This window comes from Pseudofrankia coriaricola (assembly GCF_001854805.1).
Classification (GTDB): domain Bacteria; phylum Actinomycetota; class Actinomycetes; order Frankiales; family Frankiaceae; genus Pseudofrankia.
In genome coordinates this window covers 79,613-95,101 of record NZ_MBLO01000234.1, presented here as the reverse complement: position 1 = coordinate 95,101, position 15,489 = coordinate 79,613, and the positions used below count along the sequence as shown (strand labels likewise).

The 15,489-nt window shown below is 72.6% G+C and carries 10 protein-coding genes; 4 read left to right on the top strand and 6 right to left on the bottom strand.

Annotated elements, in window-relative coordinates; all coding sequences use genetic code 11:
* Positions 1-107: 107 nt before the first annotated feature.
* Together BCD48_RS30060 and BCD48_RS30055 are read left to right on the top strand one after the other, a co-directional pair.
* Positions 108-1,481 (top strand): ABC transporter ATP-binding protein, encoded by a 1,374-nt coding sequence (locus BCD48_RS30060; protein ID WP_083419413.1) that lies wholly within the window; start codon positions 108-110, stop codon positions 1,479-1,481.
* Positions 1,482-2,267 carry an ABC transporter permease subunit gene (locus BCD48_RS30055; protein ID WP_071051745.1) on the top strand — a complete coding sequence of 262 codons (786 nt, stop codon included), beginning with the start codon at positions 1,482-1,484 and terminating at the stop codon, positions 2,265-2,267.
* A 58-nt stretch (positions 2,268-2,325) separates the two neighbouring features.
* Here the strand turns inward: BCD48_RS30055 and BCD48_RS30050 are convergent, their stop codons facing one another.
* Together BCD48_RS30050 and BCD48_RS30045 are read right to left on the bottom strand one after the other, a co-directional pair.
* Positions 2,326-3,489, bottom strand: coding sequence for a glycosyltransferase (locus tag BCD48_RS30050; protein ID WP_083419412.1), 1,164 nt, complete (start codon positions 3,487-3,489; stop codon positions 2,326-2,328).
* 251 nt (positions 3,490-3,740) lie between these two features.
* Complete coding sequence (locus BCD48_RS30045; protein ID WP_241842101.1) at positions 3,741-5,324, bottom strand: oligosaccharide flippase family protein; 1,584 nt, start codon at positions 5,322-5,324, stop codon at positions 3,741-3,743.
* A gap of 396 nt (positions 5,325-5,720) precedes the next feature.
* Here BCD48_RS30045 and BCD48_RS30040 point away from each other — a divergent pair, with 396 nt between their 5' ends.
* Positions 5,721-7,304 (top strand): glycosyltransferase family 4 protein, encoded by a 1,584-nt coding sequence (locus BCD48_RS30040; RefSeq protein WP_397428730.1) that lies wholly within the window; start codon positions 5,721-5,723, stop codon positions 7,302-7,304.
* Between the two features lie 150 nt (positions 7,305-7,454).
* Here BCD48_RS30040 and BCD48_RS30035 read toward each other — a convergent pair whose 3' ends face one another.
* The 4 genes from BCD48_RS30035 to BCD48_RS30015 all read right to left on the bottom strand — a co-directional run bounded on the left by BCD48_RS30035 (position 7,455) and on the right by BCD48_RS30015 (position 12,473).
* Positions 7,455-8,342 carry a glycosyltransferase gene (locus BCD48_RS30035; protein ID WP_241842100.1) on the bottom strand — a complete coding sequence of 296 codons (888 nt, stop codon included), beginning with the start codon at positions 8,340-8,342 and terminating at the stop codon, positions 7,455-7,457.
* A gap of 1,077 nt (positions 8,343-9,419) precedes the next feature.
* Positions 9,420-9,914 (bottom strand): ribose-5-phosphate isomerase, encoded by a 495-nt coding sequence (locus BCD48_RS30025; protein WP_071051742.1) that lies wholly within the window; start codon positions 9,912-9,914, stop codon positions 9,420-9,422.
* Positions 9,915-10,008: 94 nt separating this feature from the next.
* On the bottom strand, positions 10,009-10,788 hold the full coding sequence (locus BCD48_RS30020) for a mycothiol-dependent nitroreductase Rv2466c family protein (RefSeq protein ID WP_083419410.1): 780 nt from the start codon (positions 10,786-10,788) through the stop codon (positions 10,009-10,011).
* 65 nt (positions 10,789-10,853) lie between these two features.
* Positions 10,854-12,473 (bottom strand): AI-2E family transporter, encoded by a 1,620-nt coding sequence (locus BCD48_RS30015; protein WP_083419409.1) that lies wholly within the window; start codon positions 12,471-12,473, stop codon positions 10,854-10,856.
* 450 nt (positions 12,474-12,923) lie between these two features.
* Here BCD48_RS30015 and pepN point away from each other — a divergent pair, with 450 nt between their 5' ends.
* Complete coding sequence (gene pepN / locus BCD48_RS30010) at positions 12,924-15,482, top strand: aminopeptidase N (RefSeq protein WP_071051741.1); 2,559 nt, start codon at positions 12,924-12,926, stop codon at positions 15,480-15,482.
* Positions 15,483-15,489 lie beyond the last annotated feature (7 nt).

Genomic DNA, 15,489 nt, shown 5'->3' with positions numbered 1-15,489 from the left:
TACGGCCAACACCAGAGCGGGTAGGCCTGCGCTAGGACGCACGCGCCGTTACGTGACGGATACCTCGCGCGCACAGTCGTGATCTGCCTTGCGGGAGGAACCACCGGATGACGTCGGGCGAGCGGGGACGGGCGGGCCGGCGCGGGCGCGGCGAGACCCGCCCCGCCGTGATCAGGGAGCCGAGCACGTCGGTGTTCCCGAACCTGCCCAACCTGCGGCTGCCGCACCCGCTGCACGGGCATGCCCGCCTGCCCCACCCGCATCTCCCCCACCCGCACCTGCCGCACCGCGACCCACACCGCGACCCGCATGCCGGCCTCGGCCGGCGCCCGGACGCGGCGATCTGGACCCGCGGGCTCACCAAGCTGCATGACCATCGCCGCTCCGTGGACCGCCTCGACCTCGACGTACCGGTGGGCGCCCTGTCCGGGTTCGTCGGGCCCAACGGCGCGGGCAAGTCGACGACGCTGCGGATGCTGCTCGGGCTGGTCCGCCCGACCGAAGGCGTCGGCTATGTCCTCGGCGAGCCGATAAGCCACCCGGAGCGCTACCTCAGCCACGTCGGCGCGATGATCGAGGGGCCGACCTTCCACCCGGGGCTGTCCGGCCGGGAGAACCTGCGGCAGCTGGCGGTGCTGCGCGGCGTCGACAACCACCGGATCTACGAGGTGCTGCGGATGGTCCGGCTCACGGGCCGGGCGGGCGACCCGTTCGCCAGCTACTCGCTCGGCATGAAGCAGCGCCTCGGCATCGCCGCCGCGCTGCTGTCAAAGCCGGAGCTGCTGATCCTTGACGAGCCGACGAACGGGCTGGACCCGGCGGGTATCCGGGAGATCCGCGCGCTGCTGCGTGAGCTCGCCGACGGCGGGATGACCGTGTTCGTCTCCAGCCACCTGCTTTCCGAGGTCGAGCAGATCTGCGACCACGTGGTGATGATCCGCGGTGGGCGACTGCTGTTCCAGGGCCGCACCAGCGAGCTGCTGGCCGCCGGGGACCCACGGATCCTGCTCACCCCCGAGCGCTGCGCCGACGCGCGCCGGCTGCTCACCGTGCTCGCCGACGACGGCGTGCGGGCGGAGATCCGCCTCGACGGGCCGCCGACAGTCGCGGCGCACTCGTGCGACCAGCGCGTCGTCGTCGTCGCGCACGCGCCGGAGCGGATGGCGGCCGACCTGAACCGGGCCGCGATGCGGGCCGGCATCGCGCTGCGCGGCCTGCGCACCCACCGGCCGAACCTGGAGGAGACGTTCCTGCGCGCCACCGGCGGCACCGACGGCGACGTCCTGTCCAGCGACCCGCTGCCCAGCGTCCAGACGGTCAGGGGCCGCTGGGCCGCGGCACCGGCGGCCGAGACCGCCGCGGCCGAGACCGCCGCGCCGGACGTCTACCCGGCCGAGCCCGGTCAGGGGGCCGACGCCGGCCGTACGCGCTCGTCCCCGACCTCCCAGACCGGGTCGGGCCGGCATCGGGGAGGTCTATAGATGGCCCGGGCATTCCTCGCCGAGTGGCTCCCGCTGCGGCGCCGACGGTTCGTCGTCGGCACGTTCAGCGCGACGGCGGCCGTCGCCGCCCTCGGCGCCGTGCTGACCTTCATGGCCACCGGTGGGCGCGAGTTCTACGGCGACTACCCGCACACCAGCTCCCTGGCTCGGCCCACCGGCATCGTCGACGGGCTGAACGCGATCAGCATCCTGCTCGGCGTTGTCGGGCTGTGCGTGGTCGCCGCGGCGCTCGCGGGCGACTACAGCCGGGGCACCCTGCGCAACCAGCTCATGGCCCAGCCGCACCGTCTACAGCTGCTCGCGGGCAAATGCCTGGCGCTCGCGTCGTTCATCACGCTCGTCGTGCTCGCGGCGGCGGCCGTCAGCGTCGCGCTGTCGTTCGTCCTCGCGCCGATCAAGGGCGTGCCGACGGACGCCTGGACGTCGGCGGCGGGGATGCGCGAGCTAGGCAAGGGGATCGCCAACAACCTGCTCAACGCCTGGGGATACGGGGTGCTCGGCGCGCTGGTCGCCATCGTGTTCAGGTCTCCGGCGGCGGCAATCTCGGTCGGGCTCGCGTACGTGCTGCCGGTGGAGATCATCGTCACGGGCATCTGGGGGACCGCCGGCCACTGGCTGCCCGGCCAGCTGCTGCAGGACATCGCCAACGGCGGCCACGGCTACCCGACCACCTACGCCGACGCCGGCCTGCGCATTCTGCTGTACGGCCTCGTGGCCGCGCTCATCACGGCCCTCCTCTTCCGCTACCGCGACATGACGTCCTGACCGTGTGGCCCGCGGCGCGGCACGCCGCGGGCTGCCGGCCAGCCCGGCCGGCCCGGCCTCATCGGTGCCTGGCCGGGCCGGCCGGCCGCATCGTTGGCGAGCGCGGCAGCGCGGACCTCGCCCCGGCCCGCAGCCACGCCTGCGACGCCGGTGAGGCCGACGAAACCGGTGCGGCCGCCGTAGCCGAGGCCGGTGAGGTCGACGAGGCCGGCCATGCCGGTGCCCGGTCAAGGCGCCTCGGCCTGGCTGAATCCGCGTGCGGGGTGGGCGAGCAGGGCAGCACAGACCTCCCCCCGGCCCGCAGCCACGCCGGTGGCGCCGGTGACACCGGCCGGATCGGGACCCGGTCAGGGCGTCTCGGCTCCGCCGAAGCCGCCGACGGGGTGACTGCTGGCCGGCCGGCCCTGCCAAGGCCAGCGGGGCCCGGGCCGCTACGGCCGCCCCCTGCCTGGCCGTTGCCTCCGCCACGCGGCGGCCCGGCGGGCACGAGCCCGGCGACGCGCGCCCGCTGGCCTGCCCGGGTGATATGCCGGCGGGCCCTGAGCAGGTCGACGAGCATCGCTGGAGTGTGCCGCCCGGCGCGGAACGTCCCGTCCGGCTTCTCGATCCAGCGCACCGGAACCTCAGCGATCCGGTAGTCCAGCGACCGGGCGATGGCGAGCACCTCGACGTCGAAACCGAAGCCGGTGGCCTCGGACCGGTCGAAGAGGATCTTCGCCTCGGCGTGCCGGAAAGCCTTGAAGCCGCACTGGGTGTCAGCGAGGCCGAGCGGAACCAGCAGTCGGGAGATCCCGTGGAACGCCCAGCTGCCCACGCGACGGGTGACGGCGCGGTCGACGCCGTGGCCCAGCCGGCGCGACCCGAGCGCCACCTCGGCGTCCTGGAGCGCCGCCAGCAGCGCCGGCAGCTCGGAGACGTCGGAGGCCAGGTCGGCGTCCATGAACACGATCGCCTCGCCCGTGGCGGCGGCGACTCCGGCCCGCACCGCGGCGCCCTTCCCATTGTTGCTCGGCAGGCTGATGACACGGCCTTTCGCCAGGTCGCGCAGCAGTTCCGCGGCTATCTCGGCGGTGTCGTCGACACTGCCGTCGTCAACGACGATCACCTCGGCGTCGTCGAGCGAAAGGGCACGCAGGGCATCCGAAAGGACGGGAAGGGACGACGGAAGCCGGTGGGCCTCATTGAAAGCCGGGATAACAACACTTAAAGAGACCTTGCCCATCAAAACCCCCGCCGCGTCAATAGATGAACAACAGGGCATGTTGGGCCGTCGGGCGCCAGCTTCCGGCCGCTGAACAGACATACATCTACGACATAGAGTGTCAAGCGTGTCAGTACTGTAGCCATTCGTCCACGGACGCGCACTCTTTAGGCCTAGTAACTTTGTGTTACTTTTTGCGTTCAGGTCCCTGTGGGCTGTACTTACCGTGACCATCTCTGGCTACTGCCGCCAAGGACCGCGGTCCCGACGAGTCAGTTCGCCGTCACACTCGGCGAGGGCCGCTCGTGACCCGTCAGATTATGCCGGGTCTGTGCCGCTGACGCATCAAATGGCTCGTTCGCCCCGGTCAGGCCCGGTACGTCCGTCGTGCCCGTTACCGACGCGGAGCGAGAGCCGGCTTCTGTTGAGGCGGCGTCCGCGGAAGCGGCCTCCACGGGAGCGGCCTCCGCTCCCCTGCCCACCCCGTCGGTACCGACATGGTGGGCGGCCGTGGCGGGGGCGAGGTGGTGGCTGTGCAGCCGGTACACGAGCGCGCCGGCGACGGTGGCCGTGAACGCCTGGCAGGCGAGACCCGCCAGGGCCGTCCGCATCACCATGCCACCCGCGAGCGTGAGCACGACCGCGGTCAGCGGGGTGCAGCAGGTCAGCGCCCAGACGATCTTCCGGTAGCCGGCGCCAAGCAGGTAGGTGGCGAACATCAGGGTGGCCGCGAGGCACGTCATCGCGATCGCCAGCACCCACAGCGAGGGCGCCGCCACCGCGAGGTCGGGACCGAACACCAGAGAGAGCATCTGGCGGCCGGCGACCGCGCCGACGGCAGCCAGGAACAGCCCTGGCGTCACCACGAACACCAGCGCCATCGCGAGCGCCCGCCCGGCCGGCAGGCCCTCTCTGCGCCGGCGGGCGGCCTCCGGCAGCAGGAAGTTGGCCACCGCCAGACCGATGAACACCGGCACCTTGCAGGCCGTGGAGATCGCCGCGTAGCCGCCGACGCCGCTCGGGTTGCGCCAGCCGACGATGACGACGTCCATGTTCTGCAGCAACGCGAGCGGCACCAGCGTGGCCAGCGCGACCGACGACTCGGCGATCAGGCTGTCCCTGGTACGCCGGGGCGACGCCGCCACCGGCACGATCGGGATCGGCCCCGTCGCCGTGGGCGTGACGCCCTCGGTCCGCTCGCTCAGCCGGGTGCCCAAGGCGCGGCGGATCAGCGACGGCGTGCGCGCGACCGCGTGGCGGGCGTGCTCGCCGCCGGCGAGGCAGCCGAGAGCGAGGGCGAGACCGGCGCCGTTCACGCCGAGGCCGGCCGAGACGAGGACGACGACGCAGGTGATCCGGAAGCCCGACTCGAAGACCAGGTTGCGCGCCAGCGCCGGGTAGTTGCCCCTGGCCTGCAGGAGGCCACGCTCGACACAGAGCGCCACCCAGATCGCGGCGGCGACGGCCGCCTCGGCGATCGCGAACGGGTGCGGGTAGGACAGCACCACCGCGATCGGCTTGCACAACGCGAGCGAGAGGAGCGAGGCGACCAGGATCGCGACCCAGGTGACGTTGCGTAGCTGGCGGATCCAGGCACGCCGCTCACGGCGGGTGTCGCCGATCTGGGCCGACTCGCGGTGCACGGTCGCCGTCAGCACCGCCGTGCCGACAACCGAAAGGATCATGAAAATGTTGGTCTGAACCCCGAAGGCGCCGTACCCGGCCGGATCAAGCGCCCGGGCGAGCACCAGGTTCATGATCAGGTTGAAGCCATTGGTCAGGACGCCGGCGATGGCAAGGGCCGCCGGACCACGCAACAGCTCGGCGACGAGGTCCCGCCGAACCACCAGCGCCATCGCCCTCTCCCACTACGCCGGGTAACGGTCTCCGGCCGGCCATGTCGGCCCAGGACCCGCGCAATCGTATGACTGAGCCTTGGGAACCTTCCGCCGGGGCGAGGCGCTGGACGCGCTCGCCCCGTGTCGGGCGCTGAGCGCCCTCCCCACCTGGTTCCGGGGCTGATGCGTATGGACGGGGCTGCTCTGGGCCGAGGTCAGGACGTGGTCGCTTTGGCATTGCGCCAATGCGCTGTCACTAGCGGTGGCTGGGTTGCGCTGAGGCCTCGTCGGGGCGGGGCTGCGCCCGGCGGTGTGGCCTGACCTCTTAGAGTCGTGGATGTCCAGGTTGTCCGGCGCGGGCCGCGTGACGGTGGGTCCGGCCATGGGCGGCCGACGAGGAAGGACGGACCACCTGTGGGCACCCCTGCCTACGCGCCCGGCGAGCAGCCACACGCTGACATCGCGGCGCGCGCGGTCGGCCGGCTGGCCGGCCGGCACGTGGTCTTCCTGAACTGGCGGGATCTGGAGCATCCCCAGGCGGGCGGCGCCGAGCTTTTCTGCCAGTCGGTCGCCGCGCGGTTCGCGGCCGCCGGCGTGAAGGTCACACTGCTCACGGCCCGGCCGCCGGGGCTGCCGGCCCTGGCCGACACGGACGGCGTCATGGTCCACCGCGGCGGCGGCGCGTTCGGCGTCTACCCGTCGGTGCTTCGCCGGCTGGCCCGGCTCGCCAGGTCACCACGCGGCGTCGACGCGGTGGTCGACTGCCAGAACGGGATCCCGTTCTTCAGCCCGCTGGTGCTGCCCGCGGCCACCCCGGTGGTGCAGGTGCTCCACCACGTGCACCAGAAGCAGTTCCCGCTGTTCTTCCCCGGCCCGGTCGCCCGGGTGGGCCAGCTGCTGGAGGCGCCGGGCAGCCGCTGGGTCTACCGGCGCCGCCCGGTCGCGGCCGTGTCCCCGTCGACGCGGGACGAGGCACGAACCGTGCTGGGCCTGCCCGGGCCGCGCTTCCTCGTCCCCAACGGGGTGACCCCGGCGATCGTCCCCACCGACACCGACACCGGCCAGGCGGCGAGCCCGACGGTCGTCTGCGTCGGCCGCCTGGTCCCGCACAAGCGGCTGCACCTGCTGCTCGAGGCGATCCCCACCCTGGCCGCGAGCCATCCCGGCCTGGTGGTGCACCTCGTCGGTGACGGCCCTGACCGGGAACGGCTGACCGCGCGCGCCGGCGAGCTCGGTCTGGACCAGGGCGGCCCGGACAGCGGCGCGGTTCTCCGCTGGCATGGCCACACCGACGCGGCGACCCGCGACACGCTGCTGGCCAGCGCCTGGCTGACGGTCAACCCGTCGCACGGCGAGGGCTGGGGACTGTCCGTGCTGGAGGCGAACGCGCTGGGGGTCCCGGCGGTCGCCTTCCGGGTGCCGGGGCTGCGGGACGCGGTCCGCGACGGCGAGACCGGCTGGTTGCTCGACACGCCCGCGAGGCTTGCCGAGACCGTCGATCTGGCGCTCGCCGAGCTGCGCGACCCGGCCCGCGCGGCCGCGCTGCGCACCGGCGCGCGCCGGTGGGCGGCCGGGTTCCGCTGGGAGGCGACCGCCGCGCTCCTCGCGACGGTCCTCGACGCCGAGCTCGCCCGCGCTGGCCGGCGCGACCGGCGTCGGCCCGACAACGCCGTCACTCTCGTCCGGTTCCCATTGGGGCGCGACGAGCCGCCGCCGCGGCTGCGCCGGACGGACCTCGTCTACCGGACGAGCCTCGCGGACGGAGGCGAGCCCCCAGCCGACGGCGCGGTGGCGCTCCTCTACGGCGCGTCGCCGGCCCAGGCCCGCGCGGCGCTCGCCCGGGCTGGCGTCCCCGGCCACACCGCGCGCCTGCGCCCCGCCACCGGCACCGACCTGCTCCTCGCCACCGGCCGGGCCTGGTCCTCCGACGCTGACGCGCACCCCATGGACGCCGGCTGGGAGAGCGCCGCGTCCCCCAACATCGCCGCTGACCGCTGACCGACCCGCGCACGGCCAGGGGCCCGTGTCACAGCCAGGAGATGTCCGGCGGGCGCCGCCGGCGGCGCCACGCGCTCAGACCGGCGGCAGGCCCGGGGCGGGCGGCCGGGACCGTACCGCCGACGCCCCGCCGTCCCGCTCGTCGCCGCGTTACAAGCCGCGGATGCGACCGGCTTCCTGGGGCACTTCCTGGGGCAGAGCCGGAACCTGCGTCGGCGCGGCCGACGGCGGGCTTCCGGCCTGCGCCGCGGGCGGGCTCGCCGGCGACGGGTCCGTGGCCGGCTTCGGCGGCCCGGCGACGTCGCGGCCCCGGCTCGGCCACGCGCTGGGTGTCACCGGCCCTCCTGGCACGGCCCGGTGGGCATGGCGGCGTGCCCGCGCGAGCTCGGCCAGCATCGCCGGGGTGTGCCGGACGACCCGGAACGTCCCCCCCGGCTCCTCCGACCAGCGAACCGGGATCTCGGCGATCCGGTAGCCGAGCGATCGCGCGAGGCTGAGCACCTCGACGTCGAAGCCGAATCCGTTTACCTGCGACAGGCCGAAGAGGACCTTTGCCTCGGCGTGGCGGAACGCCTTGAAGCCGCACTGGGTGTCGGCAAGGTCGAGGGAGACCAGCGAGCGGGTGAGCTGGTTGAACGCCCAGCTGCCCAGGCGGCGCGAGGCGGCGCGGTCCGCGCCCCGGCCGAGCCGGCGCGAGCCGAGCACGACCTCGGCATGCTCCAGCTCCGCCAGCAGCAGCGGCAGGTCGGAGACGTCGGAGGCCAGGTCGGCGTCCATGAACACGATCGCCTCGCCGATGGCGGCGGCCACGCCGACCCGGACCGCGGCGCCCTTCCCGTTGTTCCACGGGAGTCTGATCACCCGGCTGTTCGGTACGTCGCGCAGCAGTTCGCCGGCTATCCGGGCGGTGTCGTCGGTGCTGCCGTCGTCGACGACGATCAGCTCGGCGCCGGGAAACCGGCGTAGGACGTCCGAGAGGACGGGGAGCGACCAGGGGAGCCGGCGGGCCTCGTTGAACGCCGGGATGACCACGCTCACGGGCACCCAGTCCAAAGTCCCACCCCACGCTGCGCCGACTTCGCGACAGGCGCCTGCCGGCCGTTGCGCGAATAGCATCTTCGGGCTGATGTGTCGAAAAGCATCGTCCAGGGACGAGTCCGACATCGTGGAACTTTACTCACCCATCCGCCGCCAACTCGGCAGACAAGTTACCGATGGCGCGCCGTTGCCCGGACGTTGATACCTACATTGACGTTACGGAGCAGTACACCCAACACGAACCACTGCTAGACAAAAAGCAACAGAACGTGCACATCCCCATGACACGACGGCTGATCGCGCCGCCCGCGCGCGCCGCCGGACGCACACCCGCGCGCCGCCCACCATCGCGGCCGGCCACCAACGGCGCCCCGTCGCCCCCACGGTGGGTGACGATTGGGCGACACGTGGCCTTTCGATGAGCTGGTTCCATGAGCGAACCAGCCGCCTCATCGGCGGGCGCGCCGGACAATGGACTCTCCTGTCGCCGGCCGCCCGTTGCCGGCCGCGCGGCCGGCAACGGGCGGCCGGCGGGCGCGGACGGCCTGGGGACGGAGGAAACATGGCTGGCCTTGGGCGGGACCGAGATCGGGACGGCTGGCGCGATGGGTCACGCGAGGCTGGGCACGAGGGCTCGCGCGAAGGAGGTCACGAGGGCGGCCATGGCGGGAAGCCGCCGCCCGAGGCTCGTCCGGTACGGGCTCGGGCGTCACGGCGCTGGCCAGCGCCGCCACCCTCCCCCAGTGGCGACGAGCCCACGGGGCCGCCGCGGGAGAGTCGGACGTGGCCGGCAGGCGGGCGGGGACGACGGACCGGCGACGACGCCGACGGCGCACTGCGCGGACTCGTCGGCGCCGGACGCAGCAAGCTCAGCCTCAGCGCGGCCATGCGGGCCCGTGACGTCGCCCGCCCGGACGCGGACGACGTCACCCAGGCCGAGAGGGTCATCGCCGAACGGCTCCAGGCGCGGGCCGGCGCCGACCGGTCCGGGCCCGACCGGGACCGGACAGCGGCCGACCGGGCGAGTCCCGCCCGGCCCAGCGGGCGGCCGTCGCCGAGCTGGGCTGCCCGGCGCGGTCAGACCGCGGGCGGGACGGGGGCGCCGGAAGGGACGGGCGGGAGCTCGCCGGTGCGCTCGTAGGCGGTCAGCATCCGCAGGCGGCGGGTGTGCCGCGCCTCGTCGGAGAACGGAGTCGACAGGAACACCTCGGCGAAGGCGACCGCCTCGGCGACCTCGTGCATCCGCGCGCCCAGGCTGAGCACGTTCGCGTCGTTGTGCTGGCGGCCGAGCCGCGCGGTCTCCTCGGACCAGGCGAGTGCCGCGCGCGCCCCGGCGACCTTGTTGGCGGCGATGGCCTCGCCGTTGCCGGATCCGCCGATGACGATCCCGAGGCTGCCCGACTCGGCGGCGACGGCCGCGGCGGCGGCCATGACGAACGGGGGGTAGTCGTCGTCGGGGTCGTACTCGCCTGGGCCGTGGTCTACCGGGGTGTGGCCGAGCTCTGCCAGCCGCTCGATGAGGGCGGTCTTCAGGTGGTAGCCGGCATGGTCAGAACCGAGATGGACGCGCACGATGAGCCATCATGCCCTCTCGCGCGGCACGGCGTGGCGGTGGCGCGGTGGACGTCGCCGCCGCGCCCCCACCATCCCGTGAGACTCGCGCCGGTCAGGACTCGCGGGCGGCGAGCTTCTCCGGCCGCTCGACCGGCTCGGACGTGGTCGCCGGGTTCGGCCTCACCAACCCGCCGAAGGTCGGGTCCGCGCTCACCGTCGGCACGTCAAAGGTCAGATTGTCGAACGTCGGGCCGACATCGCGGGTCCGCTTGAGCTCGTAGAAGCCCGGCGTCTGGGCCACGAGCAGGAAACCGTCCCACAGCCGGCCAGCCGCCTCACCGGTCGGCGTCGGGGTCATGACCGGGCCGAACAGCGCCACATCGCCCACGGCGACCACCGGGGTGCCGACGTCCATGCCGACGCGGCCGATGCCCTCGGCGTGGCTCGCGCGCACCTGCTCGTCGTACTCCGTGGACTCGGCCGCGTCGGCGAGCGACACCGGCAGGCCGACCTCGGCCAGCGCGGCCTCGAAGACGTCGCGGCCCCACTCCACCTTGTCGACGTGGCGGCGCCGCGAGAGCGCGGTGTAGAGCGGCCCGAGCACCTCGTCGCCGTGCGCGGCGGCCGCGGCCACGGCGATCCGGACCGGGCCCCACATCAGCGGGATCATCGACTTGTAGGGCTCGGGAATGTCGTCACGCCCGCCGTTGAGTACCGCCAGGCTCATGACGTGCCAGCGGATCTCGACGGGCCGCACCTTCTGGACCTCGAGCATCCACCGGGACGTCAGGAACGCCCACGGGCAGCTCGGGTCGAACCAGAAATCGGCCACTACCGCCGGCCCGCTCCCGGCCACCGATGACACAGTCTCGACGCCTGTCCCTGCAGTCACGTGCTGTCTCCTGTCCGGACGGTCCACCCGGCGGGGCTGTCGCCCGCCACGTTCCCCATCCGGCGTCAACCATCCGCCGCGGGCGGTGCCTTCCCGCTTGCGGCGAGATATCTCGCCACCCGGTTGATCACCGCCACGGTCGGCACGGCGACGACCGCTCCGGGGATCCCGGCGAGCACGGCGCCGGCCGACAGCGCGATCACGATCGCGAGCGGGTGCAGCCGCACCGCGCGGCGCATCACCAGTGGCTGCAGCAGGTGGCCCTCGACCTGCTGGACGAACAGCACCACGCCGGCCACGATGATCGCCGGCACCACTCCCTTGGCCACCAGCGTGACCAGAATGGCCGCGACGCCAGCCACCGTCGCGCCGATGATCGGAATGAATCCACCGAAGAACGTCAGAAGTGCCAGCGGAGCGACCAGGGGCGTGCCCACCGCGACCAGGCCGATGGAGATGCCGAGGGAGTCGACGACCGCGACGAACACGGTGCCGCGGATGTAGCCGGTGAGGGTGTTCCACGCCTCCCTGCCCGCGCCGCGGACCCGCTCCTCGGCGGTCGCCGGGAACCGGGACACGATCCAGTCCCAGATCCCGGCGCCGTCATAGACGAAGAAGAAGGTGGCGAACAGCGTGACCAGGATGGTGGTGAGCACCTCGAACAGCACCGAGGCTGTTGTGATCACACCGGACAGCACCTTGCCCCGGTTCTCGCTGAGCGAATGCTGGATGCTGTTGACCAGGTCGTCGATCTGCTTCTGCGACAGGTTCAGCGGGCCGTTGATCAGGTAGTCGCGGACCTGGTCGATACCCGCACTGACCTGGTCGATGACCTTCGGCAACTCATTGGCCGCGTTGAAACCGACGGCGACCGCCGCGCCACCGATCAGGACGAAGAAGGTCAGCAGCGCGATGAACGCCGAGGCCAGCCGCGGCACGCCGATCCGCTGCAGCCGGTGCGCGATCGGGACGATCAGCGCGCTGATCAGCAGGCCGGCGACGACAGGGATGACGACGGTGCGGATCCGCCCGAGCACGACCACCACGACGTAGACCGCGGCGGCGACGACAAGCAGCCGCCACGACCAGCCGGCGCTGACTCGTAACGCCAGCGGCACCGCCCGTTCGGCCCGATCCCGTGTCGAGAGCCGGGCGGCCTCCTCGGCCGCCGCGGCCCGCCGCGCGTCGGCCTCAGCCCGGCGCGCCGCCGCCTCGGCCTCGGCCACCTCGGCGGCCCGGCGGGCGGCGGCGGCGCTGGCGGCCCGGCGCGCCTGGACCCGCCCCTGCAGGTTCGCTCGGAGGCGCCCGCCCGGAGGGGGTGCTCCCGCGCCCGGCCCGTCATCACCCGGCCCGTCATCCGGACCAGCGCGGTCGGCGTCATCGGCATCGGCGTCATCGGCATCAGGGTCATCGGCATCAGGGTCATCGGCATCAGGGTCGGCATCGACGACGTCCGCGTCGTCGGAGCCGCCAACTTCGTCGGGGCTCCCAGTGCCGTCGCCGTCCCCGGCGCCATTGCCGCTCCCGGTGTCGCCGCTGTCGGCGGTGTCAGCGACATCGGCGGTGTTGTCGACCTCGGCGGTGTTGTCGACCTCGTCCGTGCCGTGGGCGTCCGCGTCCGGCGTGTCGTCGCCGCCTGGCGGCGGCGGCGGGTCGGACTGCTCGCCGCGCGCGGCCCGTTCCACCTGGCGCTCTCCTCCGGTCGAGCGTTGTGCCGGATAACCGGCGATTCAGGGCCGGACCGCGGAACCGGCCGGCCGGACGCGCGGCCCCGAGACCACGCCGGAATCGTCCCACATCGTTGATGGACCGCTGACAGCCCGACCCGGCACGCGCCACCGTGGGCGGCGCGATGAGCGCGGGCACGGCCCGGCCGCCCACGCAGCGTGGAAGACTGGCGGGAATGGTTCTTCCGCCGCGCCTTCGGAGGCCTACCGAGGCACGTGGCCAAAGGAGGCGCGAAAATGCTCTTCTTCGCGCCTCCGGAGGCCTACCGGAGTCACGTGGCCAAAGGAGGCGCGAAAATGCTCTTCTTCGCGCCTCCGGAGGCTACCGGGAGTCGTGTGGCCAAAGGAGGTGCGAAAATGTTCTTCTTCGCGCCTTCGGAGGCTACCGGGAGTCAAGAGAGGATCCGAGTGCCGAACAACCTCACCCGTGACGAGGCGAGCGCGCGCGCCCGCCTGCTGAACGTCTCCTCCTACGACGTCGAGCTCGACCTGACGACCGGTCACGAGACCTTCGCGTCGACGACCACCGTCACGTTCACCGCGACCGAGCCCGGAGCGACGACCTTCATCGAGCTGGCGGCGCCGGCGGTGCGGGAGATCGCGCTCAACGGCGTCGCACTGGACCCCGCCGAGGTGTTCGACGGCGACCGGATCACGCTGGCGAACCTCGCCGAGTCGAACCGGCTCGTCGTCGCCGCCGACTGCGCCTACTCGCGCACGGGTGAGGGCCTGCACAGGTTCGTCGACCCGGTCGACGAGGCGGTATACCTCTACACCCAGTTCGAGACGTATGACGCGCACCGGATGTACGCCTGCTTCGACCAGCCCGACCTGAAGGCTTCCTTCACGCTGAGCGTCACCGCCCCGGCCGACTGGAAGATCATCTCGAACGGCCCGGTCGCGGCTGTCACCGAGGCGGCGATCGGCGTGCGCGTGATCCGATTCCTGCAGACCCCGGTGATGTCCACCTACATCACCGCGCTGGTCGCCGGCCCGTACCACGAGGTCCGCGACCACCACGATGGCATCGACCTCGGGCTGTACTGCCGGCGCTCGCTCGCGGAGTTCCTCGACCCGGCGGAGCTGTTCGAGATCACCAGGCAGGGCTTCGACTTCTACCACCGGGTGTTCGACTACCGGTACCCGTTCGGCAAGTACGACCAGCTGTTCGTGCCGGAGTTCAACGCCGGCGCGATGGAGAACGCCGGCTGCGTGACGTTCCTGGAGGACTATGTCTTCCGCGCCAAGGTGACCGAGGCCCGCCGGGAGCGGCGCGCCGAGACCATCCTGCACGAGATGGCGCACATGTGGTTCGGCGACCTGGTCACCATGCGCTGGTGGGACGACCTGTGGCTGAACGAGTCGTTCGCGACCTACATGTCGGTGCTCGCGCAGGTCGACTCGACCCGGTTCACCAACGGCTGGACGACGTTCGCGAACGCGGAGAAGGCGTGGGCCTACCGCCAGGACCAGCTGTCGTCCACCCACCCGATCGTCGCGGACGCCGTCGACATGGACGCGGTGCGCACGAACTTCGACGGCATCACCTACGCCAAGGGCGCCTCCGTCCTCAAGCAGCTCGTCGCCTGGGTCGGTCAGGAGGAGTTCCTCGCCGGCCTGCGCAGCTACTTCCGCGCCTACGAGTTCGGCAACACCGAGCTGCGCGACCTGCTCGACGAGCTGGAGAAGTCCAGCGGCCGCAAGCTCACCGCCTGGTCGCGCGACTGGCTGGAAACCACCGGTGTCAACACGTTGCGCCCGCGGTTCGAGACCGACTCGTCGGGTCTTTTCACCGCGTTCGACGTCGTCCAGGAGCCGGCGTCCTCGCCGCCGACCGCGTCCCAGACGCTGCGGCCGCACCGCGTCGCGATCGGCCTCTACGACCGGGACGAGAAGGGTGACCTGGTCCGGCGCGAGCGGGTCGAGCTGGACGTCGTCGGCGAGCTCACCGAGGTGGCGAAGCTGGTCGGCGCGCGGCGCCCCGAACTGCTGCTGGTCAACGACGACGACCTGACGTTCGCCAAGATCCGCCTCGACGACGACTCCCTGCGGACGCTGGTCAGCGACATCGGCAAAGTGCGGGCGTCGCTGCCGCGCACGCTGTGCTGGGCGGCGGCGTGGGACATGACCCGCGACGCGGAGCTCGCCGCCCGCGACTACGTCCAGCTGGTGCTGTCCGGTGCCGACGCCGAGGACGACATCGGCGTCGTGCAGACGCTGCTCGCGCGGGCCGCGCTCACGCTCGACAGCTATGGCGACCCGGCGAACCGGTCGGCGGCGCTGCGGGCACTGTGCGCGCGGGCCGAGGAGCTGATGCGGGCCGCGCCCGGCGGCAGCGACCTGCAGCTGGTGTTCACGACGACGTTCGCCCAGGCCGAGGACCCCGGGCAGGTCGAGAAGATCCGGGCGATCTTCGAGGGCCGCGACGTGATCGAGGGCCTCGCGCTGGACACCGAGCTGCGCTGGACGCTGCTGACCCAGCTGGTCGCCCGCGGCGTCTACGGCGACGCCGAGATCGACGCGGAGCTGGCCCGCGACGCCACGGCGGCGGGTGAGAAGCGGGCGGCCACGGCGCGCAGCGCCCGGCCGACCCCCGACGCGAAGGCGGCGGCCTGGGCGGCGGTCATGGAGTCTGACAAGCTGTCCAACCACCTCCTGGTGGCTACGCTGGGCGGTTTCTGGATCTCCAGCCAGCGGGAGCTGACGAAGCCCTACGTGGACCGCTACTTCGCCGAGATCGCCGAGATCTGGAAGACGCGCAGCTTCGACACCGCGCAGACGATCACCCAGATGCTCTTCCCCGACGGCGTCATCGAGCAGGCGACGATCGACAAGGTGGACGCCTACCTCGCTAACGAGGACCCGGCGCCCCCGCTGCGCCGCGCCCTCGCCGAGGGCCGCGACGGGCTCGTCCGGGCCTTGGCCGCCCGCGCGAGGGACGTTGAGGCGGCGTCGGCCGCCGGCTAAGGGCCGC

Excerpts from the sequence above, each read along its gene's own strand:
- BCD48_RS30060 (WP_083419413.1), top strand. The coding sequence starts at position 108 with ATGACGTCGGGCGAGCGGGGACGGGCGGGCCGGCGCGGGCGCGGCGAG.
- BCD48_RS30055 (WP_071051745.1), top strand. The coding sequence starts at position 1,482 with ATGGCCCGGGCATTCCTCGCCGAGTGGCTCCCGCTGCGGCGCCGACGG.
- BCD48_RS30050 (WP_083419412.1), bottom strand. The coding sequence starts at position 3,489 with ATGGGCAAGGTCTCTTTAAGTGTTGTTATCCCGGCTTTCAATGAGGCC.
- BCD48_RS30045 (WP_241842101.1), bottom strand. The coding sequence starts at position 5,324 with ATGGCGCTGGTGGTTCGGCGGGACCTCGTCGCCGAGCTGTTGCGTGGT.